Origin of the sequence: Actinomadura soli, assembly GCF_005889715.1 — a bacterium.
In the GTDB taxonomy this organism is placed as follows: domain Bacteria; phylum Actinomycetota; class Actinomycetes; order Streptosporangiales; family Streptosporangiaceae; genus Spirillospora; species Spirillospora soli.
Genome location: NZ_VCKW01000041.1, coordinates 22,634 through 45,211, shown reverse-complemented (window position 1 = coordinate 45,211; position 22,578 = coordinate 22,634). Strand labels below are relative to the sequence as shown.

Annotated in this window: 26 protein-coding genes; 18 read left to right on the top strand and 8 right to left on the bottom strand. The window is 69.5% G+C overall.

Annotated elements, in window-relative coordinates; genetic code table 11:
* Positions 1-162: 162 nt before the first annotated feature.
* The gene (locus ETD83_RS42390) at positions 163-339 is read right to left on the bottom strand and encodes a hypothetical protein (protein WP_171064138.1); all 177 of its coding nucleotides are present in this window, start codon (positions 337-339) and stop codon (positions 163-165) included.
* Between the two features lie 69 nt (positions 340-408).
* Entirely contained in the window at positions 409-723 is a 315-nt protein-coding gene (locus ETD83_RS10935; RefSeq protein ID WP_138644963.1) for a hypothetical protein, read from the bottom strand.
* Positions 724-943: 220 nt separating this feature from the next.
* Here ETD83_RS10935 and ETD83_RS10930 point away from each other — a divergent pair, with 220 nt between their 5' ends.
* From ETD83_RS10930 to ETD83_RS10920, 3 genes are read left to right on the top strand one after another with little or no spacing between them, the layout of a single operon-like run.
* Positions 944-1,972 (top strand): ABC-three component system protein, encoded by a 1,029-nt coding sequence (locus ETD83_RS10930; RefSeq protein ID WP_171064137.1) that lies wholly within the window; start codon positions 944-946, stop codon positions 1,970-1,972.
* Positions 1,969-2,430, top strand: coding sequence for an ABC-three component system middle component 2 (locus ETD83_RS10925; protein ID WP_138644962.1), 462 nt, complete (start codon positions 1,969-1,971; stop codon positions 2,428-2,430). Before ETD83_RS10930 ends, ETD83_RS10925 begins: the two co-directional genes overlap by 4 nt.
* The gene (locus tag ETD83_RS10920) at positions 2,423-4,264 is read left to right on the top strand and encodes a hypothetical protein (RefSeq protein ID WP_138644961.1); all 1,842 of its coding nucleotides are present in this window, start codon (positions 2,423-2,425) and stop codon (positions 4,262-4,264) included. The genes ETD83_RS10925 and ETD83_RS10920 overlap by 8 nt, the downstream gene beginning before the upstream one ends.
* 257 nt (positions 4,265-4,521) lie before the next feature.
* On the opposite strand, the gene ETD83_RS10915 is transcribed toward ETD83_RS10920, so the two are convergent.
* A complete protein-coding gene (locus ETD83_RS10915; RefSeq protein ID WP_138644960.1) occupies positions 4,522-5,919 on the bottom strand; it encodes a hypothetical protein in 1,398 nt (465 codons plus the stop codon).
* Between the two features lie 182 nt (positions 5,920-6,101).
* On the opposite strand from ETD83_RS10915, the gene ETD83_RS42385 reads away from it, so the two are divergent.
* On the top strand, positions 6,102-6,278 hold the full coding sequence (locus ETD83_RS42385) for a hypothetical protein (protein WP_171064136.1): 177 nt from the start codon (positions 6,102-6,104) through the stop codon (positions 6,276-6,278).
* A gap of 134 nt (positions 6,279-6,412) precedes the next feature.
* Positions 6,413-6,799: a hypothetical protein gene (locus tag ETD83_RS10910; RefSeq protein ID WP_138644959.1), complete on the top strand. Its 387-nt coding sequence runs from the start codon at positions 6,413-6,415 to the stop codon at positions 6,797-6,799.
* 168 nt (positions 6,800-6,967) lie between these two features.
* Here ETD83_RS10910 and ETD83_RS10905 read toward each other — a convergent pair whose 3' ends face one another.
* The 3 genes from ETD83_RS10905 to ETD83_RS10895 form a co-directional block, all read right to left on the bottom strand.
* Positions 6,968-7,240, bottom strand: coding sequence for a hypothetical protein (locus ETD83_RS10905; protein ID WP_138644958.1), 273 nt, complete (start codon positions 7,238-7,240; stop codon positions 6,968-6,970).
* Between the two features lie 276 nt (positions 7,241-7,516).
* Positions 7,517-7,873 (bottom strand): GNAT family N-acetyltransferase, encoded by a 357-nt coding sequence (locus tag ETD83_RS10900; RefSeq protein WP_138644957.1) that lies wholly within the window; start codon positions 7,871-7,873, stop codon positions 7,517-7,519.
* 223 nt (positions 7,874-8,096) lie between these two features.
* Positions 8,097-10,091: a hypothetical protein gene (locus ETD83_RS10895; RefSeq protein ID WP_138644956.1), complete on the bottom strand. Its 1,995-nt coding sequence runs from the start codon at positions 10,089-10,091 to the stop codon at positions 8,097-8,099.
* A gap of 1,829 nt (positions 10,092-11,920) precedes the next feature.
* On the opposite strand from ETD83_RS10895, the gene ETD83_RS10890 reads away from it, so the two are divergent.
* The 6 genes from ETD83_RS10890 (at position 11,921) to ETD83_RS10870 (ending at position 16,722) form a co-directional block, all read left to right on the top strand.
* A complete protein-coding gene (locus ETD83_RS10890) occupies positions 11,921-13,840 on the top strand; it encodes a hypothetical protein (protein WP_138644955.1) in 1,920 nt (639 codons plus the stop codon).
* A gap of 150 nt (positions 13,841-13,990) precedes the next feature.
* Positions 13,991-14,755, top strand: a complete 765-nt coding sequence (locus ETD83_RS10885) for a site-specific integrase (protein ID WP_138644954.1) — start codon at positions 13,991-13,993, stop codon at positions 14,753-14,755.
* A 234-nt stretch (positions 14,756-14,989) separates the two neighbouring features.
* Positions 14,990-15,190, top strand: coding sequence for a hypothetical protein (locus ETD83_RS10880; protein WP_138644953.1), 201 nt, complete (start codon positions 14,990-14,992; stop codon positions 15,188-15,190).
* 296 nt (positions 15,191-15,486) lie between these two features.
* Complete coding sequence (locus ETD83_RS10875; RefSeq protein WP_171064135.1) at positions 15,487-16,029, top strand: RNA polymerase sigma factor; 543 nt, start codon at positions 15,487-15,489, stop codon at positions 16,027-16,029.
* 1 nt (position 16,030) lies between these two features.
* Positions 16,031-16,204 (top strand): hypothetical protein, encoded by a 174-nt coding sequence (locus ETD83_RS42380; RefSeq protein ID WP_171064134.1) that lies wholly within the window; start codon positions 16,031-16,033, stop codon positions 16,202-16,204.
* A 188-nt stretch (positions 16,205-16,392) separates the two neighbouring features.
* Positions 16,393-16,722, top strand: coding sequence for a hypothetical protein (locus ETD83_RS10870; protein ID WP_138644951.1), 330 nt, complete (start codon positions 16,393-16,395; stop codon positions 16,720-16,722).
* A gap of 151 nt (positions 16,723-16,873) precedes the next feature.
* Here ETD83_RS10870 and ETD83_RS10865 read toward each other — a convergent pair whose 3' ends face one another.
* Both ETD83_RS10865 and ETD83_RS42375 read right to left on the bottom strand, forming a co-directional pair.
* The gene (locus ETD83_RS10865; RefSeq protein WP_138644950.1) at positions 16,874-17,401 is read right to left on the bottom strand and encodes a DUF6939 family protein; all 528 of its coding nucleotides are present in this window, start codon (positions 17,399-17,401) and stop codon (positions 16,874-16,876) included.
* 114 nt (positions 17,402-17,515) lie between these two features.
* Positions 17,516-17,689, bottom strand: a complete 174-nt coding sequence (locus ETD83_RS42375) for a hypothetical protein (protein WP_171064133.1) — start codon at positions 17,687-17,689, stop codon at positions 17,516-17,518.
* A gap of 135 nt (positions 17,690-17,824) precedes the next feature.
* Here ETD83_RS42375 and ETD83_RS10860 point away from each other — a divergent pair, with 135 nt between their 5' ends.
* The 7 genes from ETD83_RS10860 to ETD83_RS10835 all read left to right on the top strand — a co-directional run bounded on the left by ETD83_RS10860 (position 17,825) and on the right by ETD83_RS10835 (position 22,575).
* On the top strand, positions 17,825-18,037 hold the full coding sequence (locus ETD83_RS10860) for a tyrosine-type recombinase/integrase (RefSeq protein ID WP_230420824.1): 213 nt from the start codon (positions 17,825-17,827) through the stop codon (positions 18,035-18,037).
* A 43-nt stretch (positions 18,038-18,080) separates the two neighbouring features.
* Positions 18,081-18,494, top strand: coding sequence for a hypothetical protein (locus tag ETD83_RS10855; RefSeq protein WP_138644948.1), 414 nt, complete (start codon positions 18,081-18,083; stop codon positions 18,492-18,494).
* Positions 18,495-18,675: 181 nt separating this feature from the next.
* Positions 18,676-19,611 (top strand): hypothetical protein, encoded by a 936-nt coding sequence (locus tag ETD83_RS10850; RefSeq protein WP_138644947.1) that lies wholly within the window; start codon positions 18,676-18,678, stop codon positions 19,609-19,611.
* Entirely contained in the window at positions 19,571-20,125 is a 555-nt protein-coding gene (locus ETD83_RS10845) for a site-specific integrase (protein ID WP_138644946.1), read from the top strand. The genes ETD83_RS10850 and ETD83_RS10845 overlap by 41 nt, the downstream gene beginning before the upstream one ends.
* Before the next feature lie 4 nt (positions 20,126-20,129).
* The gene (locus ETD83_RS10840; protein WP_138644945.1) at positions 20,130-20,789 is read left to right on the top strand and encodes a tyrosine-type recombinase/integrase; all 660 of its coding nucleotides are present in this window, start codon (positions 20,130-20,132) and stop codon (positions 20,787-20,789) included.
* A 326-nt stretch (positions 20,790-21,115) separates the two neighbouring features.
* Positions 21,116-21,238 carry a hypothetical protein gene (locus ETD83_RS45290; RefSeq protein ID WP_268920442.1) on the top strand — a complete coding sequence of 41 codons (123 nt, stop codon included), beginning with the start codon at positions 21,116-21,118 and terminating at the stop codon, positions 21,236-21,238.
* 263 nt (positions 21,239-21,501) lie between these two features.
* Positions 21,502-22,575 (top strand): hypothetical protein, encoded by a 1,074-nt coding sequence (locus tag ETD83_RS10835; RefSeq protein ID WP_138644944.1) that lies wholly within the window; start codon positions 21,502-21,504, stop codon positions 22,573-22,575.
* Positions 22,576-22,578: the final 3 nt, after the last annotated feature.

Here is a 22,578-nt window from a genome sequence, read left to right as displayed (position 1 = left end):
GAACCCCGGAACCAACGGCTCGACCAGCTCCCACAACTCATCCGGCACCAACCGGAGCGCAAGATCCGACACGATCCCGGATTATCCCGCAGACCACACCCAACCCACATGAGACACGCTCTAAGCCGACCGTTGTCGTGCAGAATCACCGGCCGCATTAGATCACCACCTGTCTGACTCCTCGAACAATACCGGCATCCAGGCGTTCGGCACCGGGCCCGACGCCACGGCGTCGTGGCGGGTTTCTGGCCAGCGGTGATCGGCTGGCCCAGTCGGCGGCAGCGGCTCTTCGGTGATGGCGTCGTCGAGTGTGAGCGCGTTACAGTCCAGCGCCCTCATCAGCGGGCGCCTGTTTGTCGTCGGGCGGTCATCCTGGGCGCATCTTCTCTTGCACGACCGGGCGGGTCCTTACGCTGGCCGTTCGTTCCGGGCCAGCCGTTCAGCGCGTTCCCGGTCGGAGCGGTCTTCGGCCCGCTGGAGCCGACCGCGCAGCTCGGCGAACTGCTCCGCGGTCTGGGCGCCACCTCGTCCAGGTCGGCGCAGGCCCGGTCGGCCCGGCGTTCGGCGGCTTGGCGGGCCGCCCAGCTCGGCGAGGTCCAGCCCTGCTCGCATCCGAGCGACCAGTCGGCCGATCAGGGCCTGATCGAACTGCGCCGCGCCGCCGCCGCTGGCGGGCTTGTCAGGCTCGCCCACCGCAGCCTCCGCCTTCACATAGGTAGCCATCAGTTACCACACCTTGCCTGGGGCCTACACCCACGAACCCGCACAGGCCAGACTGTCAGTGCATCAAAGGTGGAGCTGTTGTAATTGACCTATCGGTGATATTTCTGTCGTAGTCGTTGCATCGGCATTGGTTGCAGATTCGAGGGGGAATGTGTCGGATCAGGCGCGTGTGCGACAAGGCGACCTCCCCGAGCCGACCCTGGTGCTCAGGGGTCCGGCGATGCAGTACCCCTCCATGCCGAGCCCCAAGAAGATTGTTTTCGGCTATGACCCGGATGAGTTCGAGGAGTTCGTCAAGGAGTGGGTTCCGGCGCTGAATCCGCTGTACGTGCGAGTGGAGCGGCACGGCGGGAGCGGAGACCACGGGATCGATGTCGCCGGTTACCAAACGCCGCAAGGTCTGGAAGGGCCGTGGGACAACTACCAGTGCAAGCGCTACAAGGGTCCCTTGGGATGGAGTACAGCCTCGGCTGAGATGCGGAAGATGTTCGCCGGTGTCGTGCTGGGGCACTTCATCCGGCCGACGCAGTACGTCTTCGTCGCCCCCGTGATCGCCCGCACACTGCGGCAGGCTCTGGCGAAGCCGAGCCAGGCCCGCGCGACGTTCCTCCAAGACCTGGAGAGAACCACCGATGAGGTCATCACCCGGCTGACGTCCGAGGAGCAGCTCCATGTCGTGGAGCTGGCCGAGCAGACGGACTTCTCCATGTTCGTGCCGGTCGACATGGACGAGATGCTCGCCCAGCACAAAACCACCCCAGCCTGGGCGACCCGCTTCGTTGACGAACCGCGCGAGCGCCCTGCCATCCTGCAGCCTCCGGACCAGCACGAGCCCGGCGAGGCCCGCTACGTCCAGGAGCTGGTGAAGGTGTATGCCGAACGCTGGAAGAACGCGGCCGACACCCTGGAATTGATCGCTCAGCATCCCAAGGCCGGCGAACACATGCGGCGTCAGCGCGAGGCGTTCTACAGCGCGGAATCCCTGCGTCGCTTCGCCCGCGACGCCTACCCCGACGGGCACTTGGACGCGATCCTGGACGATGTCCACACCATTGCGGTCGAGGTGTCCGACAGACGCTACGAACTGGGCTGGGACCGCTTGCAGGCGGTCCTCGAAACGGCCGGGGTCGTTGCCTTGACCGAGACGGTACTCAGCCGGTACGTGCGACCCCTGGACCGCAAGGGGGTATGCCATCACCTGGCCAACGATGGCCGACTGGCATGGTGTGAGGACGGGGGAACCGCATGAACCCGCTCAACAGCCCGCTAGAGATCGGGATGCGGGCGCTGGTGCTGCTGGCAGAGAGCCATCCCCAGCCGCTGGATCTGGCGCAGCTTGCCCTGCTGGACCACGCCGTTTTGCACAGCGGTGACCTCGACGGCCCGCCCAGCCTGCACCCGTCCCTGCCCGGCCACACGGGCGAGTTGGGCATGAAGCGCACCGTGCTGGAACAAGCGCTGCTGGTACTGATCCGCGCCGGGCTCGCCAACGTCGAAGCCGACGAGACCGGACTGGTCTACCGCGCCACCGAGAGCGGGCCCGCCTTCGTCGACATCCTCGAGGCCCCCTACGTGGGGCGCCTGCGCCAGCGGGCCGAGTGGGCCGTGCACCACTGGGCGCCGGAGACCGACGTACGCGCCACCACAGCGGACCTGCTCAACGGCTCGCTTCCCTCACCCACGCCATTCGAGGGCCGTCGTGACTGAGCTGCAGCTGACCCATCTCACCTATGCCGGGTCCCATGTGCCCCCCGCGCAGATCGTCTTCGGCCCGGAGCTGACCGTTATCTACGGCACCTCCGACACCGGCAAGTCCTTTATCGTCAAGTCGGTCGAGTACATGCTGGGCGGCGCCGACCTGACGATGCCGCCGGAGGCAGAGGGCTACACCCAGATCCTGCTGGGGCTGCTCATGCCGGACGGCGCCCCGTTGACCCTGGTCCGTGCCCCCGAGAGCAACAGCATCCACCTGCACAACGAGGACCTGCGCGATCAGGTGATCCGCACCCCGGACGCGACGGTCACCGCGGTCCACAACGCGCGCAGCAAGAACAGCCTGTCGATTCATCTGCTACGCGCGCTGGGCCTGGACGACATCCTGATCCGCAAGAACGAAGCGGGCGGCACCCGCCCGCTCGCGCTGACCGACCTGCTACATCTGTCCCTGGTCACCGAGAACCGCATGGTCGGTCAGGTGCCTCCGGTGCTGCGTACCGGCACGGCCACTACCCGCACCGCAGAGTTGTCCGTCATGCGGTTCCTGGTCACCGGCGAGGGAGATCCGGCCGTGGACACCGGCCCCAACGCCGGTCAACGCCGCGTCCACAAGGGACAGATACAACTCCTGGACCAGCTCGTCATCGACCTGTCGTCCAAACTCGCCACGCAGGAGAACGACCGCCAACTGCGCGACCGACTCATCCGAATCCGCGGAGCGCTGGAGGATCAATCCGGCCCGCTGCGCCAGGTCAACCAAGCCCACCGCGAAGCAGTCGACTCTCGCATGGACGCCGCCAGGGAGTTGGCCGTACTCGACGAGCGACTGACCGAAGTCAGTGACCTGCTGGGCCGCTTCCGGCTGCTGGAGGCCCAATACCGCTCGGACCTGGAGCGCTTGGCGATGGTCAACGAAGCGGGCAGCATCTTGGGCTACTTCAAGGTCGGCACCTGCGTGTTCTGTGGCGCAGAGCCTGAACATCAACAGCCCAACCACAGCGTGGAGGAAACCACGCAGCTTCACGCTGCGGTGGAGGCCGAGGCCGCGAAGACCTCTGCTCTGCTCGGAGATCTGCTGCCCACGATCGCCGACCTGGCCAGCGAAGAGACTACCCTGCTCAATCGCCGGGTCGAGGCCCAGTCCGACATCGGTGTGCGGGACCAGATCATCGCCGAACTCGAGGGCGGCATCGCTCTTCTGCGATCGGACGTCGAAGAGCTGGTGGAGGAGCGCTCCGCTGTCGAGCGTGAATTGGAGCTGCACGAACGCATCGCAGAGCTGGACGACAAGCGCTCCCGCCTGGTTGGTGCGGACTCGGTTCTGCTTACGCGTCCCACCCAGCACATACCGACGAGCATCCTGGGCGAATTCGACTCCGTCCTCCAACAGACTCTGAACGCATGGCAGGTCCCCGACGTCGATCACGCCGAATACGATCAGTACCATGCCGAGATCCGCGCGGGCGGACGCGAGCGGGCCGGACGCGGCAAAGGTGTGCGATCCGTCCTGCACTCGGCTTTTACCACAGCATTGGCACGCTTCTGCATAGGCCGGGATCTACACCACCTCGGCTTCGTCGTCCTGGACTCACCGGTGGTCACCTACCGCGATCCGGAACCCGACGAAACCCCCGATATCCCCGATGTTGAAATGACCTCTACCGTCGTCGACCGGTTCTACAAAGACATGCTCTCCTTCCCCGGCCAAGCCGTCGTCATCGAGAACGGCGACCCGCCGACCAAGGTGCTCTCAGAGGCCACCACCTACCACTTCACCGGAGCCGGAGGCCGGCGAGCAGGCTTCTTCCCAACTCCCCTGCACTGACGCCAGAGGTTCCCGCAGCCACGGCGGCCCCTGCAGCGGTGATCGGGACGTTGCGGGGGTCGACCAGCATCGGAACGAAGAGTCGCGATAGGCGGGTCGTCCGGGTTGACGCTGCCGTGACTTCTCGTTCCGATACGTCTGCGGGTGCTCAGGAGTCCTGAGGCTGCGGCGACCCGCAGGGTAGCGGGGTGGTCTTCCTCGGCGGGACTGCTCGTTCCAAAGCTACTGGGTCCAGGCTGATCTGGTGTGTTGCCGGGTCAGGGTCGGTTGGCGGCGGGGGTGAAGACGCGTTCGAGGAAGGCTTCGCGGGTGGTCTGGTCGAGGGTGCCGTCCAGGGACAGGGCTGTGGCGATGGAGCGTTCGGTGACGGCGCGAGGGATGTCGAGATCGGCCTCGGCTTCGCCGATGGCTTGTTCGATCGCGCGGCCCGCGGCGGCGGGTTCGTGGCGGATGAGCCAGTCGAGGGTTCTGGTGATGGTGGGGGTGAGCCCGAAGTACTGGTAGTCGTCACGCTGGCCCGGGTCGTCGCGCTGTACGGAGCGGTGCAGGTCGCGTCCGTGGAGGAACTCGTAGACCAGGGCTTGGCGGACGGTTGCTGACAGGTCCCAGACGCCGACGAGGTCGGGGATGCTGGCGGCCACTTCCCAGCTGAGGCCTTCGGCGATCTCGCGGACGGCGGGCTCGGTGCGCCACCGCAGGGCCCACCGCTTGCGGAAGGCCTGACGTTCCCAGAGCAGGGAGAAGAAGGTGTGGCTGAACCGCTTCCAGGTTTCGGTGATGCCGATTGGGTTGGTGGCCCCTTCGTGGTCGGCCGACACCGTTTCCTGGACGCCTTCGACGGAGCGGCGGCGTTGTTCGGCCCATTCCTCGGCGACGGGGCGGGTCCACATGTTGCGGCCGCTGACGACGGCTTGCGGGAGGGGGACGTCGCCCTCGCCGCGGGAGATGTAGGCGCGCAGCGTGGAGGCTCCGATCCCGGCGATCTGGGCCATCTCACCGACGCCGACGAGCTGGTCGGCGACTAGTTCCGGCGCGGTGAGGGTGACGATGCTGTCGCCCAGGCCGCGGTCGTCGCGGCGGGAGGCCCACAGCGCCAGGTCGTCGCTCCATCCTCGGTCGGAAGTGGCGCCGGTGGCCGGCACGGTGACCTCGCTGATGTCCAGGACGCGGGCGCGGGCGGGGTCGGCGTTGCGCATCAGGTCACCGGCGGTGATGGTGACGGCGGCGGGCACCGGCCGCTTGTAGGATTTCTCGGCCCCCCAGTCGAACAACTGGGAGGGGCGGTACCAGCCCGTGCCGTCCCACCAGTAGCCGCCGGCCCGGTACAGCAGTGCGGTGGGTTCCTCCCACATGAGCAGGGAGTCCACGGGGGAGGCGTCCTGGTCGCGGTAGAGCACGACCGACCGGCCGTGTTCGGGGTGGTGGCGCACGACCCAGGCCAGGTCCGTGCGTCCGGGGTCATTGGTGAAGGCGACCCATCCGCCGTCTTGGCAGGGGTCGTGGCGGCCCCACATGCCGTCTTTGTGGCGGCCGATCTTCTCGACCTGCTTGCCGTCGTGCACCGGGATGTGGGAGTCGTCGACGAACGGCAGGTCGGGGATGGGGTGATCGGTGCGCAGACCGTTGGCGACCGGCTGGTAAGTGTACAGCGCCATTGAGATCCCCTCAGCGAGAATGCTGTAGCTATCTACAGCGTACCCGCTTCAGTGCTACAGCATTCCCCGAGAGGGGGCCCACGTCGGCAGAGGCACCGTGCGCACGACGTTCACGGCGCAGGCTTCTTCCGAACGCACCCCCCGGCCAGCCGGGGGGCGGTGCCCGCGGGTAAGAAGTGGTCATGGGCAAGCACACGGAGATGGACAAGGACGCGGCGGCGCGGATTCAATCGGCCGGTGCGAGGAATCCCGACAGCCCGACTGCGGCCAGCGGGTTCGATTCCCGGGCTCAGTCGTCGGCCGACCGTCGTGAAGCCGAGGAGGAGCGCTCGGCGCGGGAAGGCGACGAAGACGGGTGAGCCTCTCCGAGGTGTTTCGTAGGCGGTCGCCTGCGAAAGACCCGGCGGCCGGTGGGACGACCTGGCCGGATCTCGTTTCATGAGTCGTTGCAACCGGGTGGCGTTGCAAGGCGCCACCGGGCAAGAGCCGTGGCGTGCACTCCCTCACTACTGCGGTGACGCCGTCGCTGTTCGGGCTTGCAACTGTACGGTCTGGCCGCCCGAGCCGTTACCTACCCCGACGGGGCTCCCCTACCGGCACCGCATCGGCGGTCGGTGACCACCACCCACGGGCCGAGGAATTCCAGGAGCACGGCTGGAGCGCTGCCGCGCTGCCGTTCCTGGCTGCGCATCTGCTCGAGGTCGCCGAGCAGGTCCCTGACCAGCCCGACCTGCCACCCGACAGCCGCGACCACGAGCAGCTCCAGTACCTGGCGGGAGTGCTGCTGCACGAGGTGGCCGAGCAGATCACGCGCCTCGCCCCGGTCGCCCAGGCCGCCTTCGCGGTGGCCGAGGTGTTCGAGGACACGCCCCGGGCCTGAGAACCAGCAGCCTCGCGTCCCGGCCCGGCTGACCCCGGGACAGGGCCGCGGCGAGTTCCCGACGACGATCCACCGGGCACGCCACTGGCAGTGCGGCAGGCGCCCGGGTCGGCGACGCCCCCGGAACCGGCGCCCGGCGCGCGCGTGCTGGCGCAAGCGGTTTCGGCGTCATGGCGAACTGCTGCCCCCTGCGCTTGCCGAGCAAGCGCAGGCCGATGCGCTCATGTCGTGCCGCAAGATTGGAGACCCCGAACTCATTGTTCGGGTTTCAGGTTTTTTTGAAGCTGCCAGGGGCGGGGCGGCGGCGGTGAGGGCGGCCAGGGCGAGCGCGGCGGCCTGTTCGGGGCCGGTGTCGGCGTAGCCGACCAGCACCGACAGCACTGCAACCCAGACGACGAACGCCGTGGCGGCGGCGCGCTCGCGGCGGTACCGGTTCGGCACGGCTGGCTCCCTTCGGGCAAGAAGATCCACGGTAGGACGCGCGGCCCGGCCGTACGGTTTCCGCGCGAAAACGCGATGCCGGCCCTGCCGACTAGTGATCTTCGGTGGCTCCTGTCGGTTGTGGACTTGTAGCAGGTGCCACGGTCGCTAACACCGGTGTCGAGACTCAAACTCGCAGCCTGATGTCGCCACGCTGGCCTCTGCTGACCCGGTCCCCGGCCGCCGCCGACCCAGCGTCCGCCCGCAGCGCGGAGATTTGGTGCCATCCCCCGGCGGCTAAGGATGTTCGGATACCGGACGCTCCATGATCGGTGCGCGGTCCCGGTCTCGTGCGTCTGTGATGAGGAACCCATGTCGGGTGTACCAGCGGATGAGCCGCGCGGGATCGACGTCCTGGTCGCCGCGGACCGGTTCGACCACCAGGCGCAGCGGGACGCCCCACGCGTCGGCGAGCGCGGTCACGTCACGTAGCGCCGCCTCGGCCAGGCCACGGTTGCGCACGTCGGGCAGCGTGCGGACCAGGTCGACGGTGACCGGCTCACCGGGACCCGTCCAGACGAGATGCAGCTCGACATCTGGATGGACGGATTGAAGGTGGGTCACGTCATTGCGGAACCGATCATAGGTCGGCACGGGGGAACGATGCCCGAATCGATCCCGGTCAACCAGTACGGCCAGCGGATACGCGCGAGTGGTTGCGGCCACCGGAAGCTAGACACGGACGAAACCACGCGAGTGCCGCACAAGGTCCGAGGCTCGCATTGAAAGGTCGGAGGATGGTGGCGGAGCCAGCCCCGTGACCTGGTCATGGTTGCTGTTGTGGGAGCGGTTTCGTTTGCGGTTCGTCCCATGATCGTTAGAGAGGATGCCTCTGATCACCGAGCGGTATCAGATCGACGCGCCCGTCTGGCAACGGCCGGTAGACATGGGTGATCGGCTGATCCGCGGCGGGCGCGGTAGCGGTCGGCCATTGCACGGCGAACGCGCGCGCGGCGGCGCAGTGCACGACCGGGCGGCCGAACGGGTCGTAACCGTGCCGGAGCCCGGTGGCGCGCTCGTGGTCGAAGAACAATCCGGCCAGTAGTCGCGCGGCATCGCGGTCCTCGGCTTTGGGCCCCCACCACGACACCGTGTCCAGGTAGGTGGCCGGCTCCTGGTTCCCGGCGTCGGGGTCGGGCCTGGGAGAACTGCCGTCGGGGAGGCGGGCCGGGAGGGCGTGGTGCTCAGCGATGTATGCGGCCACCTGGTGGTATTGCCGTCCGATCCGGTCGGCCGCGTGCCGGAGCGCCGCCGCGAGCGCGTCCTGGGGGTCTGGAACGGGCGTGCGGTCATCCGCAACGTCGTCCGCAACGTCGTCGGCGGGGTCAGCGTGCTGGTGGCCGGGCGGGGTCAGCAGGTGCCGCACGGCGGTCAGGTCGCGCAGCAGGATCCCGATGCCGTAGGGGTGCTCCTCGGTGTCAGCGAGCACATTCTCCAGTAGTTCGTTCAGCTCCGGCTCGATCTGCGGGGGCTGGCGATGCACCGCGTCGCGGTCGAGGCCGGGCAGCGCGAGCCGGTACTCCCGGCGGGACTGTTCGGCGTGCGCGGCGACCCAGTGCGCGGCGGCGCGGTAGACCGCCGCGCGGTAGGCCTCCGCGCCCGTGGCGCCCGCAGTGTCCGCGGTGGCCGGGGCGCCGGTGGGGTGGGCGGCGGCCAGGATGGGCAGGTGGGCCAGGTCCGCGGCGAGCTCGGCGGGGTCCCAGGCCAGCGGGACCGGGCGTGGTCCGGCCGCGTAGCGGGCGATGGTGTCGGCGGTGCAGGTGCCCTCGGGGTAGACCTCGACGCGTTCACCGACCAGGTGGTCGATGTGCTCCAGGGCGGCGGGCAACAGCCGCGGTGAGCGCAGCGGCCCGGCGGGCGCGCCGTCCAGCCGCCGCTCCAGTGCGACCGCCCCCCGGTGCCCGAGCCCGGCCGGCGTCGGCGGGGCGTCCGTCGTGGGGCCGTCGGCGCTCGAATCGTCGGGTTCGTCGTCGCCGGCGGGCTGGACGGCGAAGCTGAGGTAGTGCACCGGCGTCCGTAGCGCCACGGCGCCGTCCGGCTGCGATTCGGGCAGCTGCTCCCCTTGCAGGAACCACAGCGCGCGGCGGGCCTGCCGCGCGGTCAGGTGCCCGGCGGCCAGGATCCGGGCGGCCAGGTCCTCGGCGTGGGGCAGGGGCGGCGGCGGTCCGTCGGCCGGGCTGAGCAGCACCACGGTGCGCGGCGGCGTGGGGTCCGCGCCGGGCCCGGATGGCAGCGGGCCCTCCCAGATCCGCAGGTGCACGGTGAAGGCGCGGCCGCCGCCGGGCCGCCGGGGCGGCAGCTGCACCACCGCATCGAGCACCCGCGGCAGCGCAGCGGGCAGGGCGGGAAGGTCGGCGAACATCGGGATCGGCAGCCGCTCCCAGCCCGGGGCGCCGTCGGTGGTGGTGCGGCCGGTGGTAAGCGCCCACGCGACGATCACCGGCGGCCGCCACAGCGGCCGGACCCGCTCCACGGTCCACCACGGCAAGGCCGCCGGGACGGCGGGCCCGGGAGTGGGCGGCGCGAAGAACCCAGCGATGCCGCCGGGGTCGTTCGGTATCAGGAAGTTCGGCGGCGGCAGCGCGTCCGCGGCCGCGGCGGCGGTGGGATCGGCGGCGCGCGCCCGGGCCGCCTGCCACCAGCCGCGCACGGTCTCCTTGCCGCAGCCCAGATAGGTGGCGATCTGCCCGAGCCCCCACAGCGGTTCCGGTCCCGGCGCCCCGGGCCGCTCCGCTGGCGGTGCAGCGGAGTGGGGGCCGGGGCGCGCGAGCTCGTCCCGGCTGGACGGATCTGACGGCGGAGCCTCTGGCATGGGTGCTCACCTCGGCGCGGCTGACGGGCGGGCTCCCGACTGTAGAACAGGGCATGGCACGGTGGCGGTCATTCACCCAGGAACAGCTCCCACGGTGGTGAATGACGGTCGAACGACAGGCATGCTGGCTCATGGCCATCTGTGGCGGGCGTACGCCTGGACGCGCTCCACGGGCGGAGGTTCAGATTGGCCGGGCAGTGTCACGGAGGGTGACGCTTGGGGCCGCGTGTGGGCTCGTTTCAGCAAATTTGATCTTGGTTGCGTCCGAATCGTGTCGCTGTACGGGCCGCTCGCGGCCGAACGCGCGCCCACTGGCACTGGCGGATGCCGGGAAGGTCGTGGGCCGCAGCGGCCCGCTCAGCCCCGCACGGCGAGGGGCAGTGCCACGAGCAAGATCATCGAGTGGTCTGGTGGTGGGATGCGTTGAGGGTTCCACGCCAGGCCGGGCTGCCGGCGTTAAACACCGGAGCGCCCGCCGACCCCGCGCTTCTGCGTCAATCATTCTCCGGTTCTCTTCCCTTATCGGCGCATAAGACGAAATCGGAAAACCGGATATCGGAGAGACCCGCTATGCGCGAAACCGGCGGGACTCGTATCCCCCTGGCCGATGCGTGGTTCATATGTGACTCGGAGGAAAAATGCGCGATATGGCGGTGCTTCAAAAGTGTGAAGTCCCGATCGCGCTTAATATTGTTCAGAGATAACGCACTTTGAAATTTTGTGCAGATCCCGCTTATCCCCGCGGCAGGGTCAGGTTATTTTCGCGTGTGGCAGGGTCAGGATTGATATCATCATTTTGACGGGGAGCGACCGTCCGCGATGTGGACCCGAGCAAGTCAACTTGCGAACGGCCGCCCCGGTACCCTGTTGGGGCTGCCGCCTAACTCACTAGGCGGCCCCCAGCAGGGCCGTTAACTTCCAAGCGGTGTCGATCATCAGGTTGACCACGACCAGGCCCAACGCCCAGGATCGGGCGTTTTGGGCCGCGGCCCACTGGCGCAGCGCACCGCAAAAGCGGCAAATGCGACGTTTCGTCCCACGAATTGGCATGCCTATCCACCTCCCTTCCAAGTCGCCCGGCGCGAGCCGGGAGGGGACGGCAGGGCTGCCGGATAGCAGCGCGACCTCACCCCCCCACGAAATTTACCGGAAAGGGAACGGGGGAGAGCGCGAATCGGCACAGAAAACAGTGCGGGCAGGACCTGCTATCTGAAGATTAGCGCCATGCCGAGGACCGCCAAGGAATTGCTCCGCGCGACGTTCCACCGCTTGGAGCTGCGGCTTTTCGCTCGGCGGGACGCTCCAGCGTGCCGGCCGCCTCGTCGTGGACGCCCGAAGCCGCGCCACCCCCGGCCGGGGAACGGCGCGCCGGATCGGCGGCCCGGCCGGGCCGCCTCCTCGGTGCTCGACGCCGGTCGTGCCGGGGCGGCGATCTTTCCTCCTCGCTCGATCGTCCACGACCCGGGTCGTGCGTTCCGCGCTCCCGGCGCAGGGCGCCCGGCTGGCTGGCAGCCCCGGCGGCGCGTGAGGCGCCGCTGGACAGGGGTTCCGCTCACCATCCGTGGTCAAGCGCGGATCCGTGCGTTCCCGCGCCAACACCCCGGAGGTTCGGCTCCATGTAGGCGGGTGACCGCTGAACCACCTTCTCTATGGGTGATCGACCGGGCAGTACGGCTGTGGTCGGCGACCGCCTGGTTTCAGGTCCGGGAAGGGAACCTTCCCGGACCTTACTCACTGGTTGAAACTGGTTCGCTCTACATGAGTCCATGAAGGACAAAAAGCGCTACTCGCGGGATACAGTGATGGTCCGCGATGATCGGAGATGCGCCGTGACCGAAGCGCCCGCCCTCGGGCCCCGCCTGACCCCGCACACCCTCGCCCAGTTCGCTCGCCGTGCGGGCATCACCCACTCCTACGCCCGCAAGTTGTACAGCGCGGTGCCCTCCCGGCTGCCCGACCCCGACGAGTACGACGCCGATCACCGGCCGCTGTGGTACCCCGACACGATCGACGCCTGGGCCGCCAGTACGGGCCGCCCCGCCGACGAGGGCGCCCTGTGGCTGCTCAGGGCGCCTGCGGTCAGCGGCCCGGCCGAGGTCCGCTTCCGCGGCCTCGTCGACCGGCCGGTGGTGCCGGGCGGACGGCCGATGCGGTTGCACGCCACCGTCTACGGCACCGACCACGGCCCCCTGGTGGTGATCATGCCCACCGACGAGGAGCCCGACCGCTGGACCTGGGTCGGCGACTACGCGCTGGTCGCCGCCGATCTGGTCGCCCCGCGGTTCTGGTCCGACACCATCGTGGTGGTCGATCTAGGCGGGTCGCTGCCCCGCCCGTACCAGCGCACCGTCCAGCACGGACCGGGCTCGGGCACCGAGATCGTCCTCGGCTCCTGGTCGGAGGACTACGAGCCGATCCTGTCCTGCTTCACGCTGCGCGTCGATCCGGAACCGGCGGCCCAGGACACCGCGGGTATGCCGGTCGACGCGATCGAACCGACCTTGCGTGACCGCGCGCTTCGGCTGCTGGGCCGGGTCCAACCGCCGGAGGAGGCCGCGCCTCCGCCCCGTCCGCAGCCCAGGGCCCAGGAACGTCGGCCGGTGACCTGCGCCCAGCTCAAAAGGGTGCTGGGCGTCGACCTGCCGCAGTGGCTGGCAGGCACCCGGCTGCCCGCAGTGCTGGAACGGGCCCGCGCCTACCACGGCACCCTGACCATCCCCGACCGCATCACCCCCTGGCCGGCCACCCTCGACCGGCTGCAGGCCGCCCACACCGCCGACATGGCCGAGCACTTCCCGGCCGCGTTCGCGCTGCTGGCCGCCGACGCCGCCGACATGCGCGCCGCGGTGCGCCGCGTCCTGGACGCCCAGCCGGTGCGCGGCGACGGCTGGTACCTGGCCGCGCGGCCCGCCAACCCCGAGCTGCCCCTGCACCTGGAGACCGCGACCGCCGCGCTGCCGTCCCCGCGCGACCTGGACCCGACGCAGATCCGCGCCGAGCTGATCGAGCTGCGGCAGACCGAAGCCGAACTGCCCGCCGACACCAAGACCGCGCCCGAGGGCCCGGCCTACGAACACGCGGTCGCGCTGCTGGCAGTCGCCGCCGAGACCCACCACCCACAGCTGGCGGTCGACACCTGCGTGATCGAGTCCGGCGACCTGGCGGGCGTAGCCGCCCAGCAGTGGCGCGAGGGCCTCACCCCGCACCCGGCCCCTAAGGACGTGCTGCGCACCCGGCGAGGCCACCGACTGCTGAACGGACGGCCCGCCGACCAGGTACGCGAACTGCTGGTCGACTACGCCGGGCGCCTGGTGTGCCTGTTCGACGGCGGCCCTCGCGCCGATGTGCCCTACTGGCATGCCGAGTGGCCGGTCGGGTGGCCCACCGAGTGGAACGCCAGCACGGTCATCGCCGCCGACCCCGACAACGATGAGGAGAGCGGCGGTCAGCCTGTTCTCGCCCTGACCACCACCGCTGACGGCGTCCGCGCGGAGCCGGTTCCGCTGCTGCCCGACCGTCGGGACGGGGACACCTTCGCCTTCGGCTACGACGGCCACGGCCCCGGCGTCCTGTATGACGCGCTGGTTCGGATCGCCGTATGCTCCCACCGCGGCTTCCAACCAGCGATCGATCCCGGTAGCGGCAGCGCATTGTGGCAGGCCATCACCCACCGAGGCCCTCTGCGCCTGCGCTGGGCCGATGTGCAGAAGTGGGCGAAGCAGGACGCCGCACACGAGCTCCGCCACTGACACCCCGCGAAGGTCCAATCCGGCCTCAGACCAGGTGCCCGACGCATCGACCCACGCTCGCCGGACGCGGTCACACCACACCCGGCACCCGCAGATTCCGAAGGACCCGCAAAGAATGACGCAGACCCCTGCCCCCAGCCGTCGCCGACCGTGCACGGCCAGCTCATCCCCCTAGCGCACGACGCGGTCCCCAACGTGGCGTCCTATCTGCGCGGCCATCGGCCCGCCGACTCCGGCAGCGCCGCCTACCTGGCCGCGCTCGCCGCCGACATCGCCGCCTACCTGAGCGCCGCGCACGCCCCGGCCACCAGCGCCAAGTACGCGCACGGCTGGGCCGAGTTCACCGGGTTCTGCGAACGGTTCGGCCTGGAGGTCGGCGTCCCCGACCAGCCCGCTGCGGTCGAGGTCGTCGCGCTGTACCTGGCCGAGCTCGGCCAGGCCGGGATCGCGATGAGCACCGTGGACCAGCGCATCGCCGCCATCCGGCACGCCCACACCGACGCCGGGCTGACCACCCCCACCGACCATCCCTGGATCCGCCGGGTCCGCCGCGGCCTGCGCCGCACCCACGGCGTCCACGCCACCGGCAAGGACGCGGTCTCGATCCCGCTGCTGATCGCGATGATCCGCACCCGACCGGTCCCGCCGCCACCGCACCCTGCCGCCCGCGCCGCCGCCCGCCGCGCCTACCTCATCGCGCTGCGCGACCGGTGCCTGCTGCTGCTCGGCTTCTTCGCCGGCGTCCGCCGCGAGGAGTTCGCCGGGATCCGGGTCGACGACCTGGAACTCCTCGAACCGGGCCTGCGGATCACCCTCGGCCGCACCAAGACCGACCAGGAAGGGGTCGGCCGCGCCATCGACGTGCCCTACGCCCCCGCCGAACTGGACCAGCCGGCCGCGTACGCGAGCACCTAGGCATGGAAGGGCGTCGCTGAACGAGGGGTGACGTAGGCCGCGAGCGCGGCCGCCGCGGCGGTGGCCGTCGCCAGCGGCGCGAGAACGAGCGGGTTGAGCGCCTTGCCGCTGGGACTGCACCGTCCCCAGACCTCCGCGAGCCGGAGCGCGTGGACGCCTCACGCAACGCCGTTTGCACACCTTTGCCCTCAAAGCGCACTTCCTCGACAACGTCATCGACCCGAGGAGCAAGGCGTGCTTGAGCAGACCCCACGCCCGGAGGATGAAGGAGCGCAGCCGGACAACGACGCGGCGGTGTCGCGGCTGATGGCTGTGGCGAACACGGCGCTGGTCGGGATCCCCGCCGCGTACGCGACCACCGGCTCGGTCACCATCACGGCGATCACCACCGTGGCTGCGTTCGGGTTCGTCGCCCTCGCTCGTTTTCGCAGGTAGACCCGCCCTCGTGCACTGCCCCGAAAAAAAATCTTGGTGGCGGGTTGCACGATCGGCGCTCCCGTTGACACTAACGCCGCGAATCCCTCGCTCAGCGGCGCTCGACGCCCCGGCACCAGTCTCCCGGAGTGCCGAGCGCCTGCCATGGGCGAGGATTCCACCCAAGGGAACCGCGTGATCACATTGATCACCAAGGGGCCGTTCCAGACCCCCACCTCGAAAGGAGTCGCGCCTATGACCAGGCGAATCAGGCGACCCAGGCGTTTGTCATGGGCCCAAGAGAAGGGACGTGCCCCGTGTCCAACCAGACCGACGAGTTCAACGAGTTCACCGCCCTGTTCGAGCGGACCGACTCGTTCGACGACTACTACCGCAGCGACCTGACCACGCTGATCCGCTTCCTCATGCACCTGGGAGCCTCCTCCGAGGACGCCCAGGAGATCGCCCAGGAGGCCATGATGGCGGTCCTGAAGACGTGGCGTTGCGTGGATGAGCCTCAGGCCTACGCCCGCGCCGCGGCCAAGACCATCTTCATGCGCCGCATCGGCAAGGCGAAGCGGGACCAGGACGCCGCCAAGCGTGCCTGGACTCCCGAGCAGCACCGCTCCCCCTTCGTCAGCTTCGCCGCCGAGGCCGAGAGCGTCATGCAGATGCTCCGCATGCTCCCGCCCGAACAGCGGGAGGTCATGGCCTGGACCATCGACGGCTACACCCCGAGCCAGATCGCCAAGGCCACCAACCAGAACGCCGCCACCGTCCGGTCGCACCTGCGGCACGCCCGCGCGTCGATGAAGAACCACCTCGCCCGCCACCGCAACACGACCCGGGAGGAGGAATGAGATGGAAAGCAACGCCGACTTCACGCTCGACCAGATGCTCCAGCGTGCTGCGGCCTCCACGCTGACGTCCCTGGAGTCCGCGGTCGACGTCGAGCAGAGTCTCGCTGAACTCCACCGTCAGGCCGCCGAGCAGCAGACCGACGCGGCCGAGCCTGGACAGGCCTCCACGCGCTGATCTGCCTCGATACACGCAGCCGAAAGAACCGGCCGCCTCTTGGAGGCGGCCGTTCTTCTTCGCCCCGCCCGAGTGGCGGCGGCCGCCGGCGGCCTCGGGCACCCGCGGCCTGTCGGAGGACGAGCTGCAGCGGGTCCTGGCCTACGCCGCCGGTTCGCGAGTCGCCGCGCACCTACGCGCTGCCGGCGGTGATGGTCGCCACCGGCTGCCGCGTCTCCTCCGTCACCGGGACCACCCGCGGCAGCCTCGGCCGCGACCACGGGCACGCCACCCTCGACCTGCCCGTCAAGGGCGGCGGCACCAAGCGCCTCGTGCTCCCGCCGTTCGCCGGCGACCAGGAGCACGCCGCCGAGCACGAGCGGGACGACGTCGACGCCGATACCGAACCCGAGACCGATCCGCCGCTGTTCGCCACCCGCACCGGCCGCCCGATCGACCAGCCCTACGTGTTCCGGCTCCGGCCTTGGGGAACATCGGTACAGCGGCTATCGGTGAGAATGATCATGGTCTGTCCGTAGCCACTAGGAGGGCGTTGACGCGGTTCTCGTACTCGCGGCGGCGCCCTGGTCGCGCCCAGTTCATTGGACGCGCCCAGGGCCTGTCGTCAAACGCTCGAATGATGACAGGCCCTGGGCGCGGTGGCGTACGGCGTCGAGCGCCGTACGGCCATCAGGGCGCTTGGATTTGTTGCGCGATGAGTGCGGCGTGTGAAAGCGGCGTTGACAGGTCAGCCACGTCTGCGTTGGTGGTGTAGTCGAGCAGCACAACCGTGCGCTCTGCGCTGAGTTCACGGAGTTCGGCGACGAGATCGGTGGCTCGGTGATCGAGCATCCAGCGATAGGTGGGTAGATAAATCAACCGTCTGGCCTCCTCATAGTCGAGCAGGCGACCGTCGAACCGGTGGCCGAGCGGCGGACCGAGGCGGCGGACCGTTCGTTTGATCCCTTTCATGGCTGTTATCTCCAGCTTGGTGAAATCCTCCTGCTCTGAGGTGAACACCTTCAGGGCCTGCCAGACCCCCTCGACCGACTGTGCGGTGCGGTCAGTATGGCCGGGCACCGGGATGCCACCGTGCGGATAGAAGGGACTGAGTTGCACCCAGGGCTGTGGGGCCCGGGATGTCACGTCGAGGATCCACGCGTCGGGGAAGTCTCGGTGGAGTGCGGTGCGGCGGCGGCTCGCGACGTGAAGAGGCATAGCGCGAGCTTGCCACCCGGGTGTGACAGTTCATCTCGAAGTGAGGTTTACTCTGCCGTTCAGTCGGACTGGTATCCACCGCCGAGTGAAACGTGCACTCGCCAACCGAAGCACTCAGTCACACTCGTCCTCGTCCAGCTCGGGCGCGTTCGGGCACGCAGGGGCCGCAGGTCGCCTCCGGTCCCGGTCGACATCGTCCAGGAAGAAGAACCGCTCCAGCCCCGGCCTCGTCGGCTCCTCGGCGAACTTCCCGTATGCCTCGGTCTGCTCGTCAGTCAGAAACTCCACCGGCACGACCAGACCTTTAGCCAGCAACAGGGCCGGTCCGGCGGCATTTCGCCGAACCCAGCGGCGGACTGGATCAGTGCGCCAACCGACCATGATCGTTCTCACCGATAACCGCTGTACCCCAGGGCCGGGCTCGTGCGCCGCGTCGCCACCGCGGCCGGGATCGACCACGCCGACCAGCTCTCCCCGCACTCACTGCGTCACTCGATCGCCACGCTGCTGCTGGATCGCGGGCACCCGCTGCACATCGTGCAGGACTTCCTCGGCCACGCCGATCCTCGGACGACGCGCGTCTACGACCGGGCCCGCGCCCCGGGTGATCGCACACCCCACCATCCATGGGCCTGACCGACAGGCACTCAGCGCCAGCCCCGGCAGCTACATTCTCCCGATGACATTGACACCGGCACGGCAGCGGAACGCCGTCTCCGGGGGGATGGCGCTCGGTCTGATCCTGAACAAGCGCGCCTCCCTCCCACACAACAAGGTCGCGCTCGATCTGTCGTTCGAGGGGGCGTGGGAGTCCTGGCCCTACCGGTCCAAGTTCCCGCAGGTTGCTAGGGACCTGGCCAACGGCACGGACGGGATCGTGGCGATGACGCGGGCCGACGAGGACAAACACACGGCCGGGGTCCTGTACTGGAAGGTCGACGGCCCTGCGCTGCGGATCGCCACCCGGGATCCCGACTGGGCGCCGGACAACCCCGAGGACCTCGCCTACGCCGCCAAGAGGATCGGCGACGAGGTCCCCTTGGAGGGCTGGCGGAAACTGGCGAAGGAGTTCATCGACCGTTTCGAGCGCTAAACCCCACGCGGACGCCCCGCACTCTCCCCTTCGGAGCGCGCGGGGCGTCGGTGTTCACGGCCCGGGCGCGAACGAGAACCGCTCCCCGTACCGGGCGGAGCGGACTGGTGGTCGCCAGTGCTCCTGGACGCCCCAATCCGGCCCACGGACTACATGACAATGCCGGTTTATCATGTAGCCAGTGACCACCACTCCCCCACCGGCCGGGCACCCCCGCAGGCCTCAGCGTGAACACCGGGCCGCTGCACCCTCCATCAATCACCCTGCCCGCCGCCCCACCCGGCTCGACTTCGATGCACTGCGCGTCATCCTCGCCGGCGTTTCCCTGGTCGGCATCGCCTTCGTTCTCTTCGCCATCATCAGTCCCAGCGCCAGCGGTCTCGAACCCCGCGATGACGCCGAGATCGATCTCCCTGCCTGGCAGGGAGCGCTCGTCGCCGCGGGCGTCGTGGCCTTCGCCGGGCTGATCGCCTTCGGCATCCTTTTGGCCAGCCGCGCCGACCGGGCCACCGCCGACCGGGCCCGCCAGAGCCTGCAACAGGCCGAGCACGAACTGGCGGCAGCCGACCAGCTGGCGCTGCCCGCGCTGTGGGAGGTCACCCAGAAGCGGCTGGACTACTACCACCAGATCGCCACCAGCCAGGCCCGCACCAGCTTCCGCAACGCCCAGGCCGCGATGGTGATCGGGTTCGTGCTACTGGCGGTGTTCGCCACGATGGCCGCTACCGCCGACAGCACCGCCGCGGCCGCGGTGACCGGCGCGCTCGGCGCGGTCGCCGCCGCGCTGGCCGGATTCATCTCCCGCACCTTCGTGCGCTCCCAGGACACCTCGGCCAGCCATCTGCGCTCCTACTTCGACCAGCCGCTGGAGTTCTCCCGCTACCTGGCCGCCGAACGGCTGCTGAACAGCGTGCAGCAGCTGAACGAGGAGCAGCGCGCCGCGATCCTGGCCGACCTGCTGCGCACCGTCATCGCCCCGACAGCGCCGCCGCGGCCGGTACCGCGGCCGCCCCGTCCGCCATCACCATCAACCTGCCGACCAGCCCGCCCACCGCGTCCGGCCAGGGAGGTCCCGGATGATGTCGTTCGCCGCGTCCGCCGACGATCCCGCCGATGACGCCGTGCCTCTGTCCGGGCGCGTCCTGACGGCCGCTGACCCCCGAACGGCCGATCCCAGAATCCTCGGGAACCCCCCGGACGGCCCGGACGCTCCCGGCGGCGCTGCGCGTTCCGCCGCCGGTCAGGCGGGGGCGCTTGCGGTGGCCGCGCCGGTCCCGCTGACCGGGCGGGCCCCGGCCCGCACCCCGCGCGAGCTCGCCGAGTTGATGCGCGCGCACGGGTTCCCCGAGGCCGCGCTGCAGGCGACGGCGGCGTGGTTGTCCGGGGAGCGGCGGTCATCTCCGCGCACGCAGGCCGGGTACGCCCGCGACCTGGCGTGGTGGCTGACCTACGCCGCCGCCCGGAACCTGGATCCCGTCGACGTGCCCCCGGCCGAGGCCGACCTGTACGCCGCGGCGCTGCGCGCGGCCGGGCTCGCCGACGCCACCCGCGCCCGCCGGCTGTCGGCCGCCTCGTCCTGGTACGGCTACCTCACCCGGACCCGGGGCCACGGCGCGCAACCCGTTCGGTGAGGGGATGGAGCGGCCGCGGCCGCCGGCGGCCTCGGCTACCCGCGGTCTGTCGGAGGACGAGCTGCAGCGGCTCCTGGCCTACGCCGCCGTTCGCGAGTCGCCGCGCACCTACGCGCTGCTGGCGGTGATGGTCGCCACCGGCTGCCGCGTCTCCTCGGTCACCGGGACCACCCGCGGCGGCCTCGGCCGCGACCGCGGGCACGCCACCCTCGATCTGCCCGTCAAGGGCGGCACCATGAAACGGCTCGTGCTGCCGCCGTTCGCCGGCGACGCGCTCGATCGCTACCTCGCCGACCGCGACGCCCGCGACCAGGAGCGCGCCGCCGAGCCCGAGACCGATCCGCCGCTGTTCGCCACCCGCACCGGCCGCCCGATCGACCAGCCCTACGTGTTCCGCCTCGTGCGCCGCCTCGCCACCGCCGCCGGGATCGACCAAGCCGACCAGCTCTCCCCGCACTCCCTGCGCCACTCGGTCGCCACGCTGCTGTTGGACCGCGGGCACCCGCTGCACATCGTGCAGGACTTCCTCGGCCACGCCGACCCCCGCACCACCCGCGTTTACGACCGCGCCCGCGAATCCCTCGATCGCTCCCCCGCCTACGCCCTCGGCGCCGCCCTCGCCGCCGGGGTCGCCCGGCACACCGGCATCTACGGCACCGCCTGACCTTTCGGATAGCTCATCAACGTCGGCGACCGGCGGCGGATGAGGAACTCGGAGAGGCCGAGACACTCCCGCCACCCGCCGACGCCCTGACGCCCGGGCAAAGTCCCGTGACTGCGTGATCAACGCGCCGTCCTTGACGGGCCTGCAATGCGGTCAGCCTGCTCGGACGGCTGCGGGGCACCGGCCAAACCGACGCCGGGAAAAGAATCTTGGTCTCGGGTTCCGGGTGATCTTGCGTGTGGGGCTCTTACTGGTGACGGCCCGCCGCTTACGGCACACGCCCGCCCGGCGTGCGCGGGGTAGGTCGAGACAGGAACGGACGAGCTATGACTGTGTTGACGGTGGTGGCGGCGGTGGCACCGGTGCTCGCCGCGGTGATCGGTGTGGTGGACGGCCGACTACGGCAGCGGGCCCGGCGGGACCGGCCCCGGCGGGCCGGTGATGAGTGATGATGAGGACCGGGAAGCCAGCCGCCGCGGGCCGGCTGGGGCGGCCTGCTTCCCCAAAGACCGCATGTAAGGCTCTAACGGCTTACATCGAACTGCGATTTCGTGGCCTCGATGATAAGTCTGGATTCTCCCACCGATTCTTGCTCGCTGAGAGGGCCATTTGAAGGTGGCATGAAACTGTCCTAGCAGCCCTGTAACCTCTCGTGCAGGAAAGAGTTGGCCGCAGCAGGTCGACACGGCCATGAGATGGCACCTGGGGGATTATGAGCGCAAACCTGTACCGCAGGCAGCTAGAGCGCAAACGCCAGCAGCGCATCGACGCGGAGAAGAAGGCCGGCGAATGCCGCTCTAAGGAGACCGAGAAACGGACCGCTGCGGCCAGGGCGCGTACGGCGGCGTCCAAGGCCAAGAGCGTAACGACTGCCCGGAGCAAGTTGCGCGAAGCAAAGCGCAGGGAGGGCGAGGCCGCGAAAGCTGGCAAGGATGCCGCGCGCTGGCAGGGTAGGGCGAGCGGCTACAGCAAGCAGGAAACCGACCTCCAAGCCAAGCTCGCCAAGGCTGAGCAGGGCGAGCAGGACAAGGCTGAGCGTCTTCGCCAGCGCGAGCAGAAGAAGGCCGAACGCCAGCGCGCCGCGGAGGACCGGGCTCTTCAAAGCCGCATGGATCACACGGAGGCGATCGTGAACAACGCCGTGCGCGAACTGCGCGCCCCGAAGGTGGAGAAGCTACGGGTCTTGATCCTTGGCGCATCCTCAGAAAGCGGTGACCGGGCTCTGCGCGTCGGCCGAGAACAAAAGCGCATCCGCCTAGCGGTCGAATCCGCTCTGCACCGCGAACTCGTCGAGCTTGACGTTCGTCCGTCCGCGACCACCAGCGACCTTCTAGACGGCATCACCAAGTTCCGCCCCCACGTCGTGCACTTCTCAGGCCACAGCGACGACGATCTGATCGAGTTCGAGGACGAACTCGACGACTTCCACCAAGGAGTCGTCGTCACGGCCCGGGCTTTCGCCTCCGCGGTCAAGGCCACCGACGATCCGCCCCTGCTGGTCCTGTTGAACTCCTGCAACTCCGCCGCTCAGATCGACCGCCTCATCGATCGACAGGTCACGCCGTTCGCCATCGGGATGGCCGACGAGATCCAGGACGGTGACGCGATCACCTATGCGGCGCAGTTCTACGCCGCGATGGCTAACGGGCAGTCCATCAAGTCGGCGCACCTGTCAGCGCAGGCCGCTCTCGAACTGGCCGGACTCTCCGGCGCCGAGCTGCCGACCCTGGCTCACGCCGATGATGTCGACCCCGCTCACACGATCCTGGTCAAGCCAGCGCAGTGAGAG